The following is a 23,460-nucleotide window of genomic DNA, read 5'->3' as shown; positions in this document are numbered from 1 at the left end:
AGCACGGCCGGCCGCGGCATCGTGTACGGTAAGCCGAAAACGTAATTTCTTTAAAGAATTTAGTCAATTTCGTTATGGATCAAGCGAAATTTTTCATATCTGCACCATCCGGGCGCCATGTACCATCAAGACGGCCACACACGTCCTGGAGCGGGGTAGTTGATATGCAGATGAAGTCACACCGGATTGCGCTGCTGTTTAATGCAAATAAGATATTTGATCGCGAAGTCATCGCCGGCATTGCCGCGTACCTGAGCTCCACGCGTGCGTCCTGGGATCTGTTCCTGGAAGAGGATTTCCGCCTGCGCCTGCCCGGCATCGAGCACTGGCAGGGCGATGGCATCATTGCCGACTTTGACGATCCGGCCGTGGCCGAGGCCCTGACGCGCAGCCGCATCCCGGTGGTGGCGGTGGGCGGTTCGTATGAAAACCAGTCGGCCTATCCGGAGGATGTGCCTTACGTCGCCACTGATAACTTCAAGCTGATCAAAATGGCGCGCGATCACCTGATCGAGGCCGGCCTGCGCCACTTTGCCATGTTCTCGCTGCCGGAGGCGCAGGAGAACCGCTGGGCGCAGGAGCGCGAGCACGCCTTCCGCACGCTCATGAGCGCGGACAAGATGGAGCCGCATATTTACCGCGGCCTGGGCACCAGCGCGCCGTCGTGGGACGAGGCGGTGGAGCAGCAGATCAAGTGGCTGCATAGTTTGCCGAAGCCGGTCGGCATCATTGCCGTGACCGATGCGCGCGCGCGCCAGTTGATGCAGGCTTGTATCATGGCCGGCATCGCCGTGCCGGAACAGGTGGCGCTGATCGGTATCGACAACGATCCGCTGGCGCGCATGCTGACCCGTATTCCGCTCAGCTCCGTGATTCAGGGCGCGCAGGAGATGGGCCGCACCGCCGCCCACCTGCTGGACCAGATGCTGCACGGTGTGCGCATGAGCGGTACGCGCGTGCTGGTGCCGCCGGTCGGCATCAACGTGCTGGCCTCGACCCAGCACGAAGCGCCCAAGCATCCGCACGTGATGCGCGCGCGCCATTTTATCCGCCAGTACGCCTGCCAGGGCATCAAGACGCACCAGGTGGCTGAATACGTGGGCATTTCGCGCTCCTCGCTGGAGTCCTACTTCCGGCAGGAGCTCAATTGCAGCGTGCATGACGTGATCCTGCGCTTCAAGCTCGATGCCGCGACATCGATGCTGGCGCGCGGTGAGCGCAGCATAGCCGAGGTGGCGCTGTGCTGCGGCTTCACCTCGGTGCAGTACATGCACGCGGTGTTCAAGCGCGAGCTTGGGTGCACGCCGCGCACCTACCAGGACCGCGCCATGATGGGCATCGTGGATGACGGCTCGGCGCTGCCAGCGCCTGAACTGGCGGCGTAAATTATGACCGCGATTGGTGATTTTCATAATTGCGGCTAATATTTAGGCGGGTCAGAATTCTCCAGCTAACCGCTAGATGCCTGGAGAATAGACCTTGGAAACACAAATCAATTCGCTGCTGCCCGTAGACGCGGCACGCGCTGTACTGGTGGGCCGTGTATGGCGCCACGGTGAAATCAATGGACCTTGCGTGGTGGCGGTGCGTGCCGGCGAGGTGTTCGACATCTCCGCGCATGCACCCACCATGTCCGACCTGCTGGAACGCCAGGACGCACTGGAAATCGCCCGTTCCGCACCGGGCGTATCGCTCGGCAGTGTGCAGGACCTGCTGGCCGCGGCGCTGCGCAACGACATCAATGAGACCAGTGTGCCGCGCCTGCTGGCGCCGTGCGACCTGCAGGCCATCAAGGCGTGCGGCGTGACCTTCGCCGTCAGTCTGCTGGAACGCGTGATTGAAGAGCAGGCGGCGGGCGATCCATCGCGCGCCCACGCGCTGCGCGCGGAAATCCAGAACATCATCGGCTCCGACCTGTCAGCCATCAAGCCCGGTTCGCCGGCGGCGCTCAAGCTGAAGGAAGACCTGATCGCGCGCGGCCTGTGGTCGCCTTACATGGAAGTGGGCATCGGCCCGGATGCGGAAGTGTTCTCCAAGTCGCAGCCGATGTCGGCGGTGGGCGTGGGCGCGGACGTCGGCCTGCACCCGGATTCGAAATGGAACAACCCCGAGCCGGAAGTCGTTTTGGCCGTCAACAGCAAGGCGCAGGTGCTGGGCGCCACGCTCGGCAACGACGTTAATCTGCGCGACATCGAAGGCCGCAGCGCGCTCCTGCTGGGCAAGGCCAAGGACAACAACGGCTCGTGCGCTATCGGCCCGTTCATCCGTTTGTTCGACGAGCACTTCACCATCGACACCGTGCGCGATGCGGAACTGAGCATGCTGATCGAAGGGAAGGATGACGACTTCCAATTGGCCGGCACCAGCCGCATGCGCGAGATCAGCCGCGATCCGCTCGACCTGGTGAGCCAGGTGTGCGGCCGCCACCATCAATACCCGGATGGCTTCATGCTCTTCCTGGGCACCATGTTCTCGCCGATCAAGGACCGCGATGCGGCGGGCGGCGGCTTCACCCACCACCTGGGCGACCGCGTGACCATCTCCACGCCGGCATTGGGCGCGCTGGTCAACCACGTGCAGCGCAGCGATGCCATCGCGCCGTGGACCTATGGCGTGCGCGCGCTGCTGGAACGTGCGCGCAGCGGCATCGGCGCGCGTTCTGTCAGCACCAAAGCCAAGCCGCAGACCACCCCGGAGCAGGCCATCTATCCCAGCCTGGCCGGCAAGCGCGTGGTGATCACCGGCGGCGGCAGCGGCATCGGTTCCGGCATTGTGGAAGCCTTCGCGCGCCAGGGCGCGCAGGTGACTTTCCTTGATATCGCGGAGAAGGATTCGCTGGAGCTGCAGGCGCGCCTGTCGACCCTGTCGGCGCCGCCGAAGTTCGTGCATTGCGACCTGACCGATCTGGAAAAAGTCGGCAAGGTGTTCGCGTCCATCGGCCCGGTAGATGTTTTGGTCAACAACGCCGCCAACGACGACCGCCACGCCATCAAGGATGTGACCCCGGCGTACTGGGAAAACCGCATGGCGGTCAACCTGCGCCACCTGTACTTCTGCGCTCAGGCCGTGGTGCCGGGCATGCAGGAAGCGGGCGGCGGCGTGATCCTCAACTTCAGCTCCATCTCCTGGCATCTGGCCTTGCCGGACCTGACCCTGTACATGACCGCCAAGGCGGCCATCGAAGGCATGACGCGCGGCATGGCGCGTGATCTGGGGCGCGACAACATCCGCGTCAACGCCATCATTCCTGGCGGCGTACGCACGCCGCGCCAGGAGGCGCTGTGGCATACGCCGGAAGAAGAAGCCCGCATCCTGGCCGGCCAGTGCCTGCCGCAGCGCGTGGAGATTGCCGACGTGGCGGCGCTGACCTTGTTCCTGGCATCGGACAGCGCGGCGCGCTGCTCCGGCCGCGAATATTTCGTCGACGCCGGCTGGTACGGGGCATGACATGACGCGCCGCTACCGCTCGCAGGACTGGTTCGATAATCCGGACCACATCGATATGACCGCGCTCTACCTGGAGCGCTTCATGAACTACGGGATCACGCCGGAAGAACTGCGCTCCGGCCGCCCCATCATCGGCATCGCGCAATCCGGCAGCGACATCAGCCCGTGCAACCGCATCCACCTGGAACTGGCCAGGCGCGTGCGCGACGGCATCCGCGATGCGGGCGGGATTGCGATGGAATTCCCGTTGCATCCGATCTTTGAAAACTGCCGCCGTCCGACCGCCGCCATTGACCGCAACCTGGCGTATATGGGGCTGGTCGAGATCCTGCACGGCTACCCGATCGACGCGGTGGTGCTGACCACCGGCTGCGACAAGACCACGCCGTCGCAGCTGATGGCCGCGGCCACGGTGGACATTCCCGCCATCGTGCTGTCCGGCGGACCGATGCTGGACGGCTGGTTCGAAGGTGAGCTGGCCGGTTCCGGCGCCGCCATCTGGAAGGGCCGCCGGCAATTGGCGGCAGGGCAGATCGACAACGAGAAGTTCCTGCAGATCGCCGCCGCCTCGGCGCCATCGGCGGGCCACTGCAACACCATGGGCACGGCATCGACCATGAACGCCATCGCGGAAGCGCTGGGCATGTCGCTGACCGGCTGCTCGGCCATTCCGGCGCCGTACCGCGAACGCGGCCAGATGGCGTACGAGACCGGCCGCCGCATCGTCGAGATGGCGAAGCAGGACATCAAGCCGTCCAGCATCCTGACGCGCGAAGCCTTCCTTGACGCCATCGTGGTCAATGCCGCCATCGGCGGCTCCACCAACGCGCAGCAGCATATCGTGGCCATGGCGCGTCACGCCGGCGTGGAGCTGAAATCGAGCGACTGGATGGAATATGGCCACAAGGTGCCGCTGCTGCTCAACATGCAGCCGGCCGGCAAATTCCTGGGCGAGCGTTTCCACCGTGCCGGCGGCGTGCCGTCGGTGATGTGGGAGCTGGAGCAGCAGGGCATGCTGCGCTCGGAGCGTGCCACCGTCACCGGCCGCACCATGAAGGAAAACCTGGTGGGCCGCGAGACGGCCGACCGCGAAGTGATTTATCCGTTCAGCGCACCGCTGAAGGAAGACGCTGGCTTCTTCGTCCTGAGTGGCAACCTGTTCGACTTCGCCATCATGAAAACCAGCGTGATCTCGCCGGCCTTCCGCGCGCGCTACCTGAGCAAGCCGGGACAGGAGAATATCTTCGAAAGCCGCGCGATTGTGTTTGATGGCTCGGGCGATTACCACGCGCGCATCAACGACCCTTCGCTCAATATTGATGAAGACTGCATGCTGGTGATCCGCGGCGCCGGCCCGGTGGGCTGGCCCGGTTCGGCGGAAGTGGTTAACATGCAGCCGCCCGATGCGCTGGTCAGGCGCGGCGTCAACTGGCTGCCGACGCTGGGCGACGGGCGTCAGTCCGGCACCTCGGACAGCCCGTCCATCCTGAACGCCTCGCCGGAAAGCGCGGTGGGCGGCGGGCTGGCATGGCTGCGCACCGGCGACCGTATCCGCGTGGACCTCAACGCCGGCCGCTGCGACGCGCTGGTCGATCCGGCCGAGTGGGAGCGCCGCAAGCAGGATGGCGTTCCGCCAGTCCCTGCCAGCCAGACGCCATGGCAGGAAATCTACCGCAGCACGGTAGGCCAGATGGAATCGGGCGCCTGCATGGAACTCGCTGTACCATATCGTGGCGTGGCCGATAACATGGCGCGCCACAATCACTAGGTACAACAGCGGAGACAGGAACGATGAAGAAAATACTCAGCACGGCGGCCATCGCCGTCATGATGGCTTTTGCCGGCGGTAACGCCATGGCCGACGCCAAGAATCCGAAGATCGGTTTTTCCATCGATGACCTGCGCCTTGAACGCTGGGCGCGCGATCGCGACTATTTTGTCGCCGCCGCCGAGCAGCAGGGCGCCAAGGTATTCGTGCAGTCGGCCGACGCCAGCGAGCAGCGCCAGATCGCGCAGATCGAGAATCTGATTTCGCGCGGTGTCGACGTGCTGGTCATCGTTCCCTACAACGCCACCGTGCTGACCAACGCGGTGCGCGAAGCGAAGAAAGCGAAGATCAAGGTGATCTCTTACGACCGCCTGATTCTCAACGCCGATATCGACGCTTACATCTCCTTCGATAACAACATGGTGGGGCAGTTGCAGGCGCAAGGCGTGCTGGCGGCCAAGCCGAAAGGGAACTTCTACCTGCTGGGCGGCGCGCCGACCGACAGCAACGCCAAGATGCTGCGCGAAGGCCAGTTGAAGGTGCTGCAGCCCTTGATCGACAAGGGCGACATCAAGGTGGTGGGCAAGCAGTGGGTGAAGGACTGGAGCCCGTCCGAGGCGATGTCCATCGTTGAGAATGCGCTGACTGCCAACGGCAACAAGATCGATGCCGTGGTGGCTTCCAACGACGCCACCGCCGGTGGTGCGATCCAGGCGCTGGCTGCGCAAAAGCTGGACGGCAAGGTGGCGGTGTCGGGGCAGGACTCCGATTTGGCGGCGGTTAAACGCGTCATCGCCGGCACCCAGACGCTGACGGTGTACAAGCCGCTGAAGCTGATCGCGTCGGAAGCGGCCAAGCTGTCGGTGCAGCTGGTGCGTAATGAGAAGCCGGCCTTCAACGCCAAGTACAACAATGGCTTCAAGGACGTGGATTCAGTATTCTTGAAGCCCATCGCGCTGACCAAGGCCAATGTGGACCTGGTGGTGAAGGATGGCTTCTACACCCAGGCGCAGCTCGGGATAAATAAATGAGTAAGTAAGTTTGCAACACGGGGCCGCCCGGTCCCGTGCATCTGTGTTCCGCACGCTACGATTGCTTATTATCATTCGCCCCCTTGGTGAATTTCGCAATTGCCGCTTCATGGTCTAACTTGCACAATGATTCAAATTCGCGCGCACTGGCACCCGGCCAGCTGGCCGCCGCGATAAAAAATACAGCGAGTGAGACGACATTCAATGAAGACCAGATTTGCGCGCTGATGCAGCGCCGGCGGGACAGCTCAACCTCCCGCATCCAGATTCACCCCACAGACGACGAGAAATACAAAATGAATAGCCACAGAGCTATCGCCAATTCGTACAACTTTGGAGAGCGTAGATGAAACATCTCAAGAAAACAGCCATCGCAATGGGCCTGGCCCAGATGACGATGATGCTGAGCGGCGCAGCCGTAGCCCAGACGACTGACACCCCTAAAACCGATGCTGCCGCTGAACCGGTAGCGGTGATCGTGACCGGCCAGCGCGCAGCGCTGCAATCGGCACAGAAGATTAAACAGAATTCCGACGAAATCGTTGACTCCATCGTCGCCGAGGACATGGGCAAGCTGCCTGACCGTTCGGTGACCGAGGTGCTGCAACGCGTGGTCGGCGTGACCATCGACCGCACCATGGCCAAGGGCGACCCGGAGCACTTCTCGGTGGAAGGTTCGGGCGTATCGATTCGTGGCCTGAGCTATGTGCGCTCGGAGTTGAACGGCCGCGATTCGTTCTCGGCCAACGGCGGCCGCTCGCTGAACTTTGAAGACGTGCCGCCGGAACTGGTGGCAGGCGTCGATATCTACAAGAACCCGTCGGCCGAGCAGATCGAAGGCGCCGTCGGCGGCCTGGTGAACCTGCGTACCGCCATGCCATTCGACTACAAGGGCTTCAAGGCGTCCATCTCGGCCGACCGTACCTGGTCGGAACTGAAGAAGGGCAAGACCTCGCCATCGTATTCGGGCCTGGTGTCGAACCGCTGGAAAACCCCGATCGGTGAAGTGGGCGCCTTGCTGGACCTGGCGTACTCGGAAAGCGGCACCCGTACCGACGCCTTCCAGGTCGAGCCTTACTATCCGCTGAAAGACGCCAAGGGCAACCCGGTCTACGTACCGAAAGGCGCGCAGTGGCGTACGCTGGAATTCAACCGCAAGCGCGAAGGCGCATACGGCGCGCTGCAATGGAAAAAAGATGAGTGGTCCAGCGGCCTGACCTACTTCAAATCGAAGTACCAGATGCAGTGGGACGAGCAGGCGATCTTCGCCCAGTCCAGCCCTTACAACATCCGTGTCTCGCCTGACGCCACCTTTGGCTCCAATGGCCAGCTGCTGACCGGCACCCTGACCGATTCGACCGGCGCCGGCATCAACTTCGGCGACGACACCCGTTCGGCCAAGCGCAATTCCGATACCACCGACGTGTCGTGGAACCTGCGCTGGCGCAAGGACAGCTGGACCGTCACCACCGACCTGCAGCACATCAAGGCCAAGACCCACAGCTTCGACTCCACCGTGGCCACCGGCGTGCAGATGCCGAAAGAGCAGCTGGACCTGACCGGCAATGTGCCCAAGCTGATTTTCGACGATGCGGACCGCGCCTACCTGGCGAATCCGAACAACTACTACTGGGCGTTCACCATGGAACACCTGGACCGCAGCAAGGCGGATGAAACCGCGTGGAAGACCGACGTCAAATATGACTTCGATCATCCGGTGCTGCGCGACGTGCGCTTTGGTGTGCGCCTGACCGACCGTTCGGCCACCACCACCAACTCCAACCCAAGCTACAACTGGGCGGCCATCACCCAGCCATGGCAGGGCGAGATCTCGCACCTGGCTTACCTGGGCGATCCACGCTTCGCCGGCAACACCAGCCTGCACAGCTTCGACAACTTCTTCAACGGCGGCGTGTCGGTGCCATCGGTGGTGTTCCCTAACCCATCGCTGGCGCAAGGCTATCCAAGCACCTACGCACAGCTGCACACCTACCACGACATCCTGTGCGCGGAGAAGGGCAACACCTGCTCGCCATGGACGCCAGCCACCTTCGGCACCGATCCCGCGGGCACCAACGATCAGTCGGAAAAAACCAAGGCGCTGTATGGCCAGCTGCGCTTCGGCTGGGATGAGCTGAAGTATCCGGTGGATGGTAACGTCGGCGTGCGTTATGTGAAGACCGATTCGACCGCGCATGGCTACACCGTGTTCAGCTCGACCGTCCCAAGCGGCAACCTGACCGGCGTGCCGATTCCGGCGATCGCGCCATTCTCCAAGGCCCAGGACTTCGAGAACAGCTACCACAACGTCCTGCCTAGCCTGAACCTGCGCCTCAAGGCCAGCGACAAGCTGCAGTTCCGCTTCGCCGCCGCATCGGCGTTGTCGCGTCCTGACTTCACCCAGCTGCAGGGTTACACCGTGCTGTCGCAGACCGCCGACACCACGACCAATACCGGCACTGGCGTCACCAACGTCAACAGCGTGACCCAGAGCGGCACCGGCACCGGCAATCCGCTGCTGCGCCCAACCACCTCCAAGCAGGTCGACCTGACGGCCGAATGGTACTTCGCGCCGACTGGTTCGTTCACCGTGGCGGTGTTCAACAAGCGCCTGAAAGACATCATCGTCAACCAGGTGTACAACTATCAGCTGCCAGACAGCACCGGCAAGATGCAGAACTTCACGGTCACCGGTCCGGTCAACGGCGCCAGAGGCCATGCACGCGGCGTCGAACTGGCATACCAGCAGTACTTCGACCAATTGCCTGGCGCCTGGTCCGGCCTGGGTCTGCAAGCCAACTTCACCTTCGTCGACAGCAAGCGCGATCTGTACAACCCGGTGTATTCGAAGTACTGCACCGGCGGCGACAACGCGGCCAACGTCAACCTGAACCTGAATGGCTGCGATACCAACGGCACCACCTTCGGCAACCTGCCGCTGGAAAACCTGTCGCGCCAGTCGTATAACATCGCGCTGCTGTACGACAAAGGCCCATGGTCCTCGCGCCTGGCTTACAACTGGCGTTCGAAGTCGCTGCAAGGCGTGAACGTCAACGGCACCAAGGGCGGCGATGCCACGGACTCCAATCCGGCCAGCCCGACCTACGGCCAGACCAACGTCGCCTGGGCGCTGCCTACCTGGTCGGATGCATACGGCCAGCTGGATGCGTCGGTGTTCTACAAGTTCAGCGACAAGGTGCAGCTGGGCGTGGAAGCGCAAAACCTGACCGATTCGACCTATAAACAGCTGATGCAGCAAAATATCGGTATGATGGGTCGCGCATGGTTCAAGACCGGCCGTCGCGTGGTTGCTAAACTCAGCTATGACTTTTAATTGAAAGGTTCTATCTAGATGAAGAAATCCGCCCGCCAGCTGGTTACCTCCCTCAGTTTTTTGATGGCCGCAGCTGGCGCGGCGGCCGCCGACATCCCGCAGATAGTGAAGAAGGACGGCCGTTTCGCCTTGATGGTGGACGGCGCGCCCTTCGTCATCCTCGGCGGACAGGCGCAGAATTCCAGTAATTACCCGCTGGCCCTGAACAAGGTCTTCGCGGCGATCAAGGACATGAATGCCAACACCCTCGAAATCCCGGTGGCCTGGGAACAGATCGAGCAGGTGGAAGGCAAATTCGATTTCAGCTACGTCGACACGCTGGTCGCCGAAGCACGCAAGAATAAAGTGAAACTGGTGCTGCTGTGGTTTGGCACCTGGAAGAACACCGGCGCCAACTATGCGCCGGAGTGGGTCAAGTTCAACAACGCGCGCTTCCCGCGCATGGTCTCCAAGGACGGCAAGATCACCTACTGCCTGTCGCCGCAGGGCGAGGAGACGCTGAAGGCCGACAAGAAGGCCTTTGTGGCGCTGATGACCCACATTAAGAAAATCGACGAAGCACAACGCACCGTGATCATGGTGCAGGTCGAGAATGAAGTCGGCACCTACGGCTTCGCGCGCGACTACGCGCCAAAGGCGGAAGCGCTGTTCAATCAGCCGGTGCCGCAAGTGGTGCTGGACCATAAAAAATCGCCGGTGGAACTGGCGAAGAGCGGCACCTGGAAGCAGGTCTACGGCGACTACGCCGACGAGTACTTCCACGCGTATTCCATCGCCAGCTATATCGAGGAAATCGCCAAGGCAGGCCGCGCGGTTTACAACCTGCCGATGTACGTGAATAACGCGATCCGCGACCCGCTGGAAAATCCGGTCAAACCGTGGAAGGAAAACTTTGCCAGCGGCGGCCCGACCTATGACGTGCTCGATATTTACCGCGCCGCCGCGCCGCATATCGATTTCGCCGGCCCGGACATCTATGGTCCGGAGTCGAACAAATTCACGGCCACGCTCGATCGCTTCCAGCGCCCGGACAATCCGCTGATGGTGCCGGAGATGAGCAACGCCTCGGAATACGTGCGCTACACCTGGCAGGTGCTGGGCCGCGGCGCCATCGGCTTCTCGCCGTTCGGCATCGACTATGCGGACTACAGCAATTTCCCGCTTGGGAACAAGGCCACCGACAAGACCATGGTGGAACCGTTCGGCAAAATCTACGCCGTGTTCCGTCCGATGGAACGCCAGTGGGCCAAGTGGGCGTTTGAAGGCCGTACCTACGGCGTGGCGGAAGGCGACGATCGCCAGCCGCAAACGGTCGACATGAAGGGCTGGAAGGCGACCATCTCGTTCCGCGAGTGGCAGTTCGGCGAGAGCAAATACTTCAAGGATGTGAAGGATCTGCCGGCCGGCACCGAGAAGCCGAACGGCGGCGTCGCCATCGCGCAGATCGGCGAGAACGAATTCATCATCGTCGGCCAGCGCGCGCGCGTGAAGATTGACCATGCCGGCGGCAAGCCGTCGATGTGGGCGCGCGTGGAGGAGGGCCGCTACGACCCTTCCGGCAAATGGATCATGGAGCGCAACTGGAACGGCGACCAGACCGATTATGGCCTCAACCTGACCGGCAATCCGGTGGTGTTGAAGGTGAAGCTTGGTACTTACTAAAAAATACGGAGACATTATGCGTATCAAAACCATCGCTCACGCGGCTTCATGCCTGGCAGTGATGATGTCCGGCCACGCCCTGGCCGGTTCGTTTGAGAAGACCGCCACCGGCGTGGTGGTCAAGCCTGACAGCGGCGCCGCCAGGGAAGTGCGGCTCGAAGTCATGGCCGACAACATCATCCACGTGGTGAAGCTGGATCAGGCGGGCAAAGCGCTCACCCCATCGCTGATGACCGTGGCTGCACCTGTTAGCGGTAACTTCAGTGTCGCCGCATCGGGCAAGGACAAGGTCACGCTGAAGGCGAAGAAGATTTCGGTGGCGGTCTCGCTGGCCACCGGCCAGGTGCAGTTCTTTAACGCCGCCGGCAAAGCATTCCTGACGCAGCAGGCCGAGAGCATGGCGCCGGTGGATGTCGATGGCAAGCCGTTCCTGGCGGTGAAGCAGGGCTTCAATTACGGCACCAAGGACGCGTTCTATGGCCTGGGCCAGCACCAGAATCACCAGATGAACCTGAACGGCGAAGACGTGCTGCTGATGCAGCACAATATGGCGATTGCCGTGCCGTTCGTGGTCTCCGATAAAAACTACGGCGTCCTGTGGGATAACAACTCGATCTCGCGCTTTGGCGACAGCAAACCGTATGCGTGGCTGAGCCGCGATCTGCAGCTGACCGACGCCGACGGCAAGACCGGCGGCCTGACGGCACGCTATTACGTGGGCGACAAACTGGTGTTCACCCGTCAGGAAAAGGACATCGCCTATCAATACCTGAAGGACGTGGCGGAGAACTGGCCGAAGGAAGCCGGCGATCCAAAAGCGGCAAACCTGAAGGTGGTGTGGGAAGGCACGATGTCGTCGCCGAAAGCGGGCGTGCACAAGATGCAGCTGTATTCGTCGGACTATGCGAAGCTGAGCGTGGACGGCAAGGAAGTCATGGATGTGTGGCGCCAGGGCTGGAATCCGTGGTATCACAATTTCGAAGTGAAGTTCGAGGCCAACAAGCCGGTCAAGCTGCATCTTGAATGGAAGCCGAGCGGCGGCATGGTGGCGATGACCCACAACGACCCGCTGCCGGAAGCCGAGCGCCACTCGCTGACCTTCTCGTCGGAAGTCGCGCAGAGCATCAATTACTACGTGATCAGCGGCGAGAGCATCGACAAGGTCATCGCCGGCTACCACCACCTGACCGGCCAGGCGCCGATGATGCCGAAGTGGGCCTACGGCTTCTGGCAATCGCGCCAGCGCTACGAGACGCAGGAGCAACTGCTGGGCGTCCTGCGCGAGTACCGCAAGCAGGGCTGGCCGGTTGATAACATGGTGCAGGACTGGTTCTACTGGCCGGAAAACGGCTGGGGTTCGCACGACTTCGACAAGGCGCGCTTCCCTGACGCGAAAGCCATGGTGGATGAAGTCCACAAGGCCAATGCGCGCATCATGATTTCGATCTGGGGCAAGTTCTACTCCAACACCGACAACTACAAGGAGCTGGCGGCGAAAGGCCATATGTGGACCAAGAACGTCGAAGATGGCGCGCTGGATTGGGTCGGTCCTGGCTACAAGAACAGCCACTACTCGCCGTATGCGCCGGAAGCACGCGATATCTACTACCGCCAGATGAAGTCCAAGCTGGTGGACCTGGGCTTTGACGCCTGGTGGATGGATAACACCGAGCCGGACGTGCTGTCCAACTCCCGTCCCGCCGATTTCAAGAAGCTGATCGGCCCGACCATTTACGGCGCCGGCGAGATCACCTTCAACCCGTATAGCCTGGTGCATACGGAGGGCTTCTACAGCCACCTGAAAAAGGACCAGCCGGAGAAGCGCCAGTTCATCCTGTCGCGTTCGGGCTTTGCCGGCATCCAGCGTAACGCCACCGCCATCTGGAGCGGCGACACGGCCAGCCGCTGGAACAATCTGTACGACCAGATTTCGGCGGGTGTGAGCGCATCCATGTCGGGCATCGCCAACTGGACGCACGATATTGGCGGCTACGCGCAGGAGACGCGCTTCCAGGTCGGCGAGGTCGGCTCGGCGCAGGAGAACCGCAGCACCGGCGTCAAGCAGGGCAATCCGGAGGATATCAAGGAATGGCGTGAGCTGAATCTGCGCTGGTTCCAGTTCGGCGCCTTCTCGCCGCTGTTCCGCTCCCACGGTGAAGTGGTCAAGCGCGAGATTCATGAGATTTCGCCGGAAGGCTCGCCGATGCGCGAGTCCATGGTCTGGTACGACAAGCTGCGTTATCGCCTGATGCCTTACATTTACTCGGCCGCTGCCGACATTCACTACGAGTCCGGCGCCATCATGCGCGGCCTGGTGATGGACTTCCCGAACGACGAAGCGGTAAAGGACATCAAAGACCAATACCTGTTCGGCCGCAGCATGCTGGTGGCGCCGGTGACGGCGTACGGCGCACGCGAGCGCAGCGTCTACATGCCGAAGGGCGCCAACTGGTATGACTTCTATACCGGTGAACTGTACAAGGGCGGCAGCACGGCCACCATCAAGGCGGCGGAAACGCGCATCCCTGTGCTGGTGAAGGCCGGCGCCATCCTGCCGGTCGGTCCGGTGACGCAATACGTGGATGAGAAACCGGATGCGCCGATCACGCTGAATATCTACACCGGCGCGGACGGCAAATTCAGCCTGTATGAAGACGATGGCGTCAGCAATGCGTATCTGCGTGGTGAGTTCAGCCGCATTCCGCTCAGCTACAACGACAAGACCGGCGTGGTGACCATCGGCGATCGCACTGGCCAGTACAAAGGCATGGTGGCCAAGCGCCAGTTCAAGGTGCGCTTCATCAAGCCTGGCGACTCCAGCACCGATAATTTCGACGCGGCTGACAAGGTAGTCAGCTATGAAGGTAAATCCATCACGGTGAAAAAATGAAGACTTCCGTTGCATTGTTTCTGATGGCGCTGGCCGGTGTTGCCGGCGCGGCCGATGTGCGTCACATTGTGGTGGATGCCGCCGCACCCACCACCCCGCGTGACCGCTTTGCCGATTTGTCGGTAGGCTCGGACTATCCGGGCACGCTGATCCGCGACGACAGCCTGGCGCAGTTGAAGACCGCCAAGGACGAACTGGGCTTCCGCTATATCCGCTTCCACGCCATCTTCCACGACGTGCTGGGCACCTACAAGGAAGTGGACGGCAAGCCTGTCTACGACTGGACCAAGCTCGATTATCTGTATGACCGTCTGTTGAAGATGGGCGTCAAGCCCTTCGTGGAGCTGGGCTTCACGCCGCTGGCCATGCGCAGCTCGGACCTGAGCATCTTCTACTGGAAGGGTAATACCTCGCACCCCGATCCTAAGAAGTGGGCGGGCCTGGTCGATGCGTTTATCCGCCACGTGCAGGAGCGCTACGGCAAGGAAGAAGTGCGCTCCTGGTTCTTCGAAGTGTGGAACGAACCGAATCTGGATGGCTTCTGGGAGAAGGCGGATCAGAAGGCGTACTTTGAGTTGTACGACAATACCTCGCGCACCATCAAGGCGATCGATCCTGCGTTGCGCGTGGGCGGTCCGTCGACTGCGGGCGCGGCGTGGGTGCCGGAATTCCTGGCGCACACCAGGCAATCCGGCTCGGTGGTGGACTTTGTGACCACGCACACCTATGGCGTGGATGGCGGCTTCCTCGACGAGAATGGCAAGGATGACACCAAGCTGTCGCCGTCGCCGGACGCCATCGTGGGCGATGTGCGCAAGGTGCGCAATGAGATGAAGGCGGCCGGCCATCCGGACATGCCGCTGTATTTCACCGAGTGGAGCACCAGCTACACGCCACGCGATCCGGTGCACGATTCCTACATGAGCGCACCTTACATCCTGAGCAAACTGAAAGCGACCGAAGGCATCGTGCAGGGCATGAGCTACTGGACTTACAGCGATCTGTTTGAGGAGCCAGGTCCGCCGACCGCACCGTTTGAAGGCGGCTTTGGTTTGATGAATCCGCAGGGCATCCGCAAGCCGTCGTGGTTCGCCTACAAGTATCTGAATCAGCTGGGCAATGAGGCGATCAAGACTGCCGATACGCAGAGCTATGCGGCCAAGGATGGCCGTGGCGTGCAGGTGTTGGCCTGGGATTTCCAGACGCCAAAGCAAGGCCGCAGCAATCGCGGCTTCTACACCACCGTGCAGCCGACGCGTGATGGCGCGCCGGTCAGCCTCGATCTGAGAGGCTTGAAGCCGGGTGCTTACACGGTCAGCGTTTACCGCACCGGCTTCGAGGCGAATGATGCGCATACGGCGTACCTGAAAATGGGTTCGCCAAAGACGCTGACCCCGAAAGAGATCGAGCGCTTGAATGCCCTGACCATGGATCGTCCGCAGAACAGCACGGTGCGCGTACCGGCTTCCGGCGCGGCGTCGGTGAAGGTGAAGATGCGAGTCAACGACGTGGTGCTGATCAAGATTAATCCTCAATGAAGCTGCTGGCCCTGGCATTGGTGGCCGCCAGCGCGGCTGCCGCACCGGATTTGACGTTGCGTTATTCCCAGCCCGCTCCGGACACGGCGGCGGGTTGGGAAAAAGAAGCGCTCCCGATTGGCAATGGCCGGATCGGCGCGATGATTTTCGGGCAGCTGGCGCGTGAGCGCCTGCAGTTCAATGACATCACGCTGTGGACCGGCGACGACAAGGAGATGGGCGCGTTCCAGCCGTTTGGCGACGTCTACATCCATTTGCCAGGGCATGAGCAGGGCACCACAGCGTATGCGCGCCGGCTGGATATCAGCCGCAGCGTGCATACGGTGAGTTACACGCACAATGGCGTGCATTTCAAGCGCGAGGCGCTGGCCAGTTATCCGGCGCAGGTGATCGCGCTGCGGCTGACTGCCAGCAAGCGTGGTCAGTACACCGGCGCCATCGAGCTGACCGATATGCATGGAGCGAAAATCAGCGCGCAGGATGGCCGCATCGTGGCCATGGGTGCGCTGCCGAATGCGATGCAGTACGCCAGCCAGGTGCAGGTGCTGAACGAGGGCGGCAAGCTGGTGGTCGAGGGCAGTAAGATCACCTTCACCGGCAGCGATGCGATCACGCTGATTCTCGGCGCCGGCACCAGCTACAGCATCGACGCCGCCCGCCGCTTCCAGGGCGAGGCGCCGTTGCCGCGCGTGGCCGCGCAAGTCGCCGCTGCGACGAGCACTACCCGCAATACCGCACTGCCCGCCGCCGCGCCGGGCCGCACTTCAGCCGCGCCGGGCCGCACACCTGCCGCGCCGGCATCGCGGGTCTGGGATGTGCTGCTGGCCGCGCATCAGCGCGACTATGCGGCGCAGTTTGGCCGTGTGGAGGTGGACTTTGGCGCCGCATCGGCCGCGCGCCGCAAGCTGTCCACCGATCAGCGCATCGAGGCCTACACCGCCGAGGGCAACGATCCCGAACTGGAAGCGCAGTTTTTCCAGTTCGGCCGCTACCTGCTGATCTCCAGCTCGCGCGGTTCGCTGCCCGCCAACCTGCAAGGCCTGTGGAACAACAACCCCACGCCGCCGTGGAGGTCGGACTACCACACCAACATCAACGTGCAGATGAACTACTGGCCGGCCGAACCCGCCAATCTGTCCGAGCACCACAAGCCGTTCTTCGATTTCGTGCAAAGCGTCGCCCCGGTCTACCGCAAGCTGGTGGCCGACACCGCGGCGCAAGCCATCGCCCATCCGGAATCTGTGCAGATGGCGCAGCCGGATCTGAGCGGCGAAGCCGTGCAGCGCGAAGAGACCTTTGTCGGCAAGTCCGGCAAGCCGGTGCGCGGCTGGACCGTGCGTACCGAATCCAATCCTTTCGGCGGCATGGGCTATGTCTGGAACAAAACTGGCAACGCCTGGTACATGCAGCACTTCTGGGAGCACTACGCCTACACCCGGGACCAGACCTTCCTGCGCACCACCGCCTATCCGCTGATGCAGGAGGCGGTCGCCTTCTGGGAGGACTACCTGAAGGAGCTGCCGGACGGCCGCCTGGCCGCGCCTCTCGGCTGGTCGCCCGAACACGGCCCGATTGAAGATGGCGTCAGCTATGACCAGGAAATCATCTGGGACCTGTTCAATAACACCGTGGAAGCGGCGGAAGCATTGGGCGACACCGCTTATCGCAATCACGTCGCGGCATTGCGCGACAGGCTGGCCACGCCGGGCATCGGCAGCTGGGGCCAACTGCTGGAGTGGATGGAAGAGAAAAAAGACAAGGTGCTGGACACGCCGGGCGATACGCACCGCCACGTCTCGCATCTGTTTGGCCTGTTCCCGGGGCGCCAGATCTCGCCAACCAAAACGCCGGCCCTTGCCGCCGCCGCACGCAAATCGCTGGAAGCACGCGGCGACGCCGGCACCGGCTGGTCGATGGCCTGGAAGACCGCCTTCTGGGCGCGCCTGCTGGACGGCGACCACGCTTACAAAATGCTGCGTGGCCAGCTGGCCAAGCCAGGCGCGCGCGCCGCTCAGCAGAACGGGCCGGGCACCGAGAGCAATAACGCCGGCGGCACCTACCCGAACATGTTGGACGCTCACCCGCCGTTCCAGATCGATGGCAATTTCGGCGCCACGGCCGCCATCTGCGAAATGCTGCTGCAATCGCAGACCGGTGAAATTCATCTGCTGCCAGCGCTGCCATCCGCCTGGGCCAATGGTTCGGTCAAAGGTCTGCGCGCGCGCGGCGGCTACGAGGTGGACCTGCGCTGGGCAAACGGCAAGCTGACCTCCGCCACCATCCGCCGCACCGCGGGCACAGGTGCGGGTGCGGTGCGTTATGGCGACAAGGTCGTGCCGTTAAATCTCAAGGCAGGCGAGAGTAAACAGTTCGGAAGGAGTTTGTAATGCGTTGGCTGCTGAGTGCTTTATTACTGGCCCTGAGCAGCCAGTGTGTTGCGGTTCCCACCCAGATCCAGTACCTGAGCGGCACCGACAAGGATCACCGTGTCGAGTGGGATTTCCATGTGAACGGTGGCCGCAACAGCGGCGTGTGGAAGAAGATCCCGGTGCCCTCCAATTGGGAGATGGAGGGTTTCGGCACCTACCGCTATTTCAGCGACTGGGAGCAGGACCCGGCGCCGGACAACACCGGCATCTACCGCCATCAATTCAATGTGCCCGCTGATTGGCGCGGCAAGCAGATCGAGATCGTATTCGGCGCGGCAATGACCGACACGCTGGTCAAGATCAACGGCCAGCCGGCGGGACCGGTGCATCAGGGCGGCTTTTATGAGTTCCGCTACGACGTCACGCGCCTGCTCAAGCCGGGTGAGAACAACCAGCTTGAAGTAACGGTCAACCGCTACTCCGCCAACAGGTCGGTGAACCGCGCCGAGCGCAGCGCCGACTTCTGGCTGTTCAGCGGCATTTACCGGCCAGTGTGGCTGGAGGCCAAGCCGACCACCAATATCGAACGCATCAGCCTCGATGCGCGCCACACCGGTGACTTTGAGGCAGACGTGTTTCTGGCCGGCGCCAGCGGCGGCCAGGTCAGTGCGCGCATCACCACACTGACAGGTGCCCCGCTGGGCAAGGAGATGCGTGCGGAGGTGGTTGACGGCAAAGCCCATTTGCGCGGCCATGTGGACCGTATCGTGCCCTGGTCGGCGGAGAATCCGCAACGCTACCAGGTCCGCTTCCAGCTGCTTGGCGGCGGCAGGACCGTGCATGAAGTCAGCAAAACCATCGGCTTCCGCACCATCGAGCTGCGCCCGCGCGACGGCGTCTACGTCAATGGCCGTAAGGTGCGCCTGAAAGGCTCGAACCGCCATTCCATCTGGCCCACCACCGGCCGCACCACCAGCAAAGCGCTCAGCTACGAGGACGCAAAGCTGATGAAGGACATGAACATGAACGCAGTGCGCATGTCGCACTATCCACCGGACGCGCATTTCCTGGACGTGGCCGACGAAGTGGGTCTGTACGTGATCGACGAACTGACCGGCTGGCAGAAAGCCTACGATACCGACGTCGCCACGCCGCTGGTGAAGGAGCTGGTGCAGCGCGACCAGCACCACCCGTCGATCATCTTCTGGGCCAATGGCAATGAGGGCGGCTTCAATCGTGACCTCGATCGCCTGTATGCCACCTGGGATGTGCAAAAACGGCCGGTGATCCACCCATGGGAGAACTTTGGCGGCATCGACACCGCGCACTATCCCACCTTTAACTGCTGCGCCACCTCGCTGTTCAATGGCCGCGACGTGTTCATGCCGACCGAGTTCCTGCACGGCCTGTATGACGGCGGCGCCGGCGCCAGCCTGAATGACTGGTGGAACGCCATGCTGGCCAATCCGCTCAGCGCGGGCGGCTTTATCTGGTCGTTTGCCGACGAGGGGATTGTGCGCGAAGACCGTGGCGGCGCGATCGACGTTGCCGGCAACCTGGCGCCGGATGGCATCGTGGGACCATATCGCGAGAAAGAGGGCAGCTACTTCGCGGTCAAGAAGATCTGGTCGCCGGTGTATCTGCCGCTGTCGGAAATGGCATCGCTGCCACCGACGTTTGATGGCGTCATCACGCTGGAAAACCGCTACGATTTCACCAACCTCAAACAGCTGAAATTCAGCTGGCAGCTGGTGCGCTTTGGCCAGGAGCCAGGCCATGCGGTCGTGGCGCAGGGCAGCGCCAAGGCGCCCGACGTGGCGGCCGGCATGCGCGGCGTCACCAACATTGTCTTGCCGCCCGACTGGCGCCAGCAGGATGCCTTGTACCTGACCGCCACCGGCGCCGACGGCCGCCAGATCTACACCTGGTCATGGATGATCGCCAGTCCGCAACAGGTGGCGCAGCGCATGGCCTTGCAGCCGGCACCAGCCGCGCAGGCCACGCTGACCGAGCTGGCCGACGGCTATCGCCTGCAGGCGGGGGCGCTCAGCGTGACCATCGACAAAGCCACCGGCTATCTGCGCGAGCTGAAAAAAGGCGATGTCATTGCACCGCTGACCAACGGTCCGCGCCTGGTGAGCGGCAAAGCTGAGCTGAAGCGCATACAGGCCACGCGCCAGGGCAACGACGTGCTGGTGGCGGCCGAATACAGCGGCAATCTGCGCAAGGTGAACTGGCGCCTGACGGCGGCCGGCCAGCTGAGCGTGAACTATGGCTACCAGATGGAAGCCAGCCGCTATGTCGATGCGCTGGGCGTAACCTTCGACTATCCCGAAAGTGAAGTGAAATCCATGCGCTGGCTGGGACGCGGCCCTTATCGCGTATGGAAGAACCGCACGCAAGGCGTGGAGTTCGACGTCTGGCAAAAGGACTACAACGACTCGGTCACCGGCCTTTCGTGGAACTATCCGGAATTCAAGGGCTTCCACGATAAAGTCTACTGGGCCACGCTGGCGACCAGGAACCTGCCGATCACCTTCATCAACCACGCGGACGACATCGCCCTGCGCGTGTTCACGCCGAGGGAAGCCAGCGGCGAAGGCTTCGAGCCGAAGGGCACGCATATGGACTTCCCGCCGGGCGATATCTCCTTCCTCAACGCGATTCTGCCGATCGGCACCAAGTTCAATCCGCCGGGCGAGCTGGGGCCGGCGGCGCAGCAGGCGCGCACGCCCAACCTTGGCATCTGGCTGGAAAACACCATCGATATCGTGACGGGACAGCCGCCGGCGCCGTGAAAGGGCGTGTGTAATTTTGTTTGCCAGTTGGCGTTTTTCATAATTGCGCACGATTGCCGAGCTGCGCACAATGTTGACAAACCCGCGCGACCAGAATCGCGCGGAGATAACAATGTGGAGACAGCCGCAATGAAGACTTGTGCCGGACGCCTTGCTGCGTCAATGCCCGCTGCGTCGCCCGGCGTACACCGCGCCGCGATACCTTCCCGCCCCGCCTCAGCCTTCTCAACCTGATCTGCCTCGCATGCCGCCAGCGCCCGGTCGCTGGATCCCAGGATTCCGTTCGCATGGACGGATGACGCGTTCGCCCAGCCATGTGTGGGGCGTGCGTACCTTGTGGTATCCACCAATAACATAGAGGAGACAATTCATGAAGAAAAATCTTTCCGCTCCGAGCGCAGCTGGCGCAGGAGGCGGGCGCTGGCGCCGTGTCTTGGCGGTGTCGGCGCTGGCGCTGGCGACGGCCGCAATGCCGTCGGCGCAGGCGGCCAGCTATACCTGGAACAATGTGCGGGTGGTGGCCGGCGGCTACGTCGACGGCATCGTCGGCCATCCCGGCCAGTCCGGCCTGTTCTATGCACGCACCGACATTGGCGGCGCCTATCGCTACGATAATGGCACCTGGGTGCCGCTCAATGACTGGACCGCGCCGTCCAACTGGCATCATATGGGCATCGAGTCGATCGCGATCGATCCGCGCAATGTCAATATGCTGTACATGGTGGCGGGCATGTACACCCAGAACTGGGATGGCAACGCGACGGTTCTGGTCTCTAACAACAAGGGCGCCAGCTTCAGCTCCTACCCGCTCAGCTTCCGTACCGGCGGCAATAACGACGGCCGCAATGCCGGTGAACGCCTGCAGGTCGATCCCAACTTTGGCTCCGTGCTGATGTACGGCACCTTCAACGATGCCTCGCAGACTGCCACCAACGGCATCTGGAAGAGCACCAACAGCGGCCAGAGCTGGACCCGGCTGAGCGGCTTCACCGCGCTGGACAACGATACCAGCGGCAGCGGCGCCGGCGTGGCCTTCGTCACCTATCACAAGACGTCCGGTAACAACGGCAGCGCGACACCGGTCGTCTTCGCCGGCGTCTCCAGCGCCAGAGCCGCCTCGGCCGGCGTCACCCTGTATAAAAGTACCGACGGCGGCAGCCACTGGTCTGCGATTACTGGCGGCCCCACCGGCCAGTATCCGAACCACGGCCAGATCGCCCCGGACGGCAATCTGTACATCACCTACGGCAATGCGATTGGCCCCAACGGCATGACCAGCGGCCAGGTATGGAAGTACAGCATCAGCGGCAACTCCTGGCAGAACATCACGCCGCCCAATCCGAACAATTACAGCTTCGGTTACGGCGGCCTGTCGGTCGATCCACAAAAGCCGAGCACGCTGGTGGTGATGACCATGGACCGCTGGTGGCCTGGCGACACCATGTTCCGCAGCGTCAACGGCGGCACCAACTGGGTTGATGTGGGCGCCGCGTCCAGCCGCGATCCGAGCGTGTCGCCATGGGTGAAGTTTGGCGCCGCCACGGCAGCCTTTGGCAATTGGGGGCAGGTGGTGATTGACCCGACCAACTCGGCGCGCGCATTCTATGGCACCGGCCAGACGGTGTGGACCACCACCAACCTGACCAATGCCGATGCCGGCCAGGGCACCAGCTGGACCATCGGCGCCAATGGTATCGAGGAAACCGCCACGCTGGCGCTGATTTCGCCCACCTCCGGCGCGCCGCTGATCAGCGGTCTGGGGGATATCTGCGGTTTCGTGCATACCAGCCTGACGGTGTCGCCGCCGGCTGGCATGCACAGCAACCCGATCTGCGGCAACGGCACCGGCCTGGATTACGCCAAAGCGCTGCCGTCCAAGATTGTGCGGGTGGGAACGGGCGGCTCGGTGTTCGGCGCGGTGTCCACCAACGGCGGCACCAGCTGGTCGCCGTTCACCAGCCAGGCCGGCTCCACCCAGGGCGACGGCACGGTGGCCATTTCGGCCGACGGCGGCACCATTGTCTGGGGGCCGAAGGATGTGTCGCCGGCTTACTCGACCAACAACGGCGCCAGCTGGACCTCGACCGGGCTGCCGGTCAGCGGATCGTGGCAGATCCTGTCGGATGGGCTGAACGCCAACCTGTTCTACGCCTACAACGCCGCCACCGGCATCTTCTACGCCAGCTCCAACAAGGGCGTGAACTGGTACACGGCGGCATCCGGGCTGGGGACGGGCGGCAAGGCGGTCACGGTGGCGGGCAATCAGGGCGATGTCTGGTTGGCCACGTCGTCGGGCCTGTATCGCAGCACCAGTTCCGGCTCCGGCTGGACTCAGATGTATTCCGGCGTGGTGACGGCGGCTAACTCGATCGGCTTTGGCAAGGCGGCCAGCGGCGCTTCCTATCCGGCCATGTACCTGGCGGGAACCGTGAACGGCGTGCAGGGGATATTCCGCTCCACCGATACCGGCACCACCTGGGTGCGCATCAACGACAATGCGCATCAGTGGGGCGGCTACTCGCTGGTGGTGGGCGATCCCAAGACCTTCGGCACGGTCTATATCGCGCCTAACAGCGGGCGAGGCATCATCTACGGCACCTCGCCTAACTAGAGCGCTGCGGCG

11 protein-coding genes are annotated in these 23,460 nt (G+C 62.5%); all 11 read left to right on the top strand.

Translation table 11 applies throughout. The features are described 5' to 3' along the window. The first annotated feature begins 170 nt into the window (after nucleotides 1-170). Nucleotides 171-1,385 (top strand): XylR family transcriptional regulator, encoded by a 1,215-nt coding sequence (locus tag ABDW57_RS21620; protein WP_343732217.1) that lies wholly within the window; start codon nucleotides 171-173, stop codon nucleotides 1,383-1,385. A gap of 94 nt (nucleotides 1,386-1,479) precedes the next feature. Further along, nucleotides 1,480-3,447, top strand: coding sequence for an SDR family oxidoreductase (locus ABDW57_RS21615; RefSeq protein WP_343732216.1), 1,968 nt, complete (start codon nucleotides 1,480-1,482; stop codon nucleotides 3,445-3,447). Nucleotide 3,448: 1 nt separating this feature from the next. Next, nucleotides 3,449-5,215, top strand: a complete 1,767-nt coding sequence (locus tag ABDW57_RS21610) for an IlvD/Edd family dehydratase (protein WP_343732215.1) — start codon at nucleotides 3,449-3,451, stop codon at nucleotides 5,213-5,215. A gap of 23 nt (nucleotides 5,216-5,238) precedes the next feature. Beyond that, entirely contained in the window at nucleotides 5,239-6,246 is a 1,008-nt protein-coding gene (xylF, locus tag ABDW57_RS21605) for a D-xylose ABC transporter substrate-binding protein (RefSeq protein ID WP_343732214.1), read from the top strand. Nucleotides 6,247-6,592: 346 nt separating this feature from the next. Beyond that, the gene (locus tag ABDW57_RS21600) at nucleotides 6,593-9,580 is read left to right on the top strand and encodes a TonB-dependent receptor (protein WP_343732213.1); all 2,988 of its coding nucleotides are present in this window, start codon (nucleotides 6,593-6,595) and stop codon (nucleotides 9,578-9,580) included. Nucleotides 9,581-9,598: 18 nt separating this feature from the next. Next, nucleotides 9,599-11,242: a DUF5597 domain-containing protein gene (locus tag ABDW57_RS21595; protein WP_343732212.1), complete on the top strand. Its 1,644-nt coding sequence runs from the start codon at nucleotides 9,599-9,601 to the stop codon at nucleotides 11,240-11,242. A 16-nt stretch (nucleotides 11,243-11,258) separates the two neighbouring features. After that, nucleotides 11,259-14,132: a TIM-barrel domain-containing protein gene (locus ABDW57_RS21590; RefSeq protein ID WP_343732211.1), complete on the top strand. Its 2,874-nt coding sequence runs from the start codon at nucleotides 11,259-11,261 to the stop codon at nucleotides 14,130-14,132. Then, nucleotides 14,129-15,670 carry a beta-xylosidase gene (locus ABDW57_RS21585; protein WP_343732210.1) on the top strand — a complete coding sequence of 514 codons (1,542 nt, stop codon included), beginning with the start codon at nucleotides 14,129-14,131 and terminating at the stop codon, nucleotides 15,668-15,670. The genes ABDW57_RS21590 and ABDW57_RS21585 overlap by 4 nt, the downstream gene beginning before the upstream one ends. Beyond that, nucleotides 15,667-18,057, top strand: coding sequence for a glycoside hydrolase family 95 protein (locus tag ABDW57_RS21580; RefSeq protein WP_343732209.1), 2,391 nt, complete (start codon nucleotides 15,667-15,669; stop codon nucleotides 18,055-18,057). Before ABDW57_RS21585 ends, ABDW57_RS21580 begins: the two co-directional genes overlap by 4 nt. After that, nucleotides 18,057-20,837 carry a glycoside hydrolase family 2 TIM barrel-domain containing protein gene (locus ABDW57_RS21575; protein ID WP_343732208.1) on the top strand — a complete coding sequence of 927 codons (2,781 nt, stop codon included), beginning with the start codon at nucleotides 18,057-18,059 and terminating at the stop codon, nucleotides 20,835-20,837. Before ABDW57_RS21580 ends, ABDW57_RS21575 begins: the two co-directional genes overlap by 1 nt. Nucleotides 20,838-21,207: 370 nt before the next feature. Beyond that, a complete protein-coding gene (locus ABDW57_RS21570; RefSeq protein ID WP_343732207.1) occupies nucleotides 21,208-23,448 on the top strand; it encodes a hypothetical protein in 2,241 nt (746 codons plus the stop codon). The last annotated feature ends 12 nt before the right edge of the window (nucleotides 23,449-23,460 follow it).

Source organism: Duganella sp. (assembly GCF_039595735.1).
GTDB lineage: Bacteria > Pseudomonadota > Gammaproteobacteria > Burkholderiales > Burkholderiaceae_D > Rugamonas.
The sequence above is the reverse complement of the archived record's forward strand: the minus strand, read 5'-3'. Positions and strand labels throughout refer to the sequence as shown.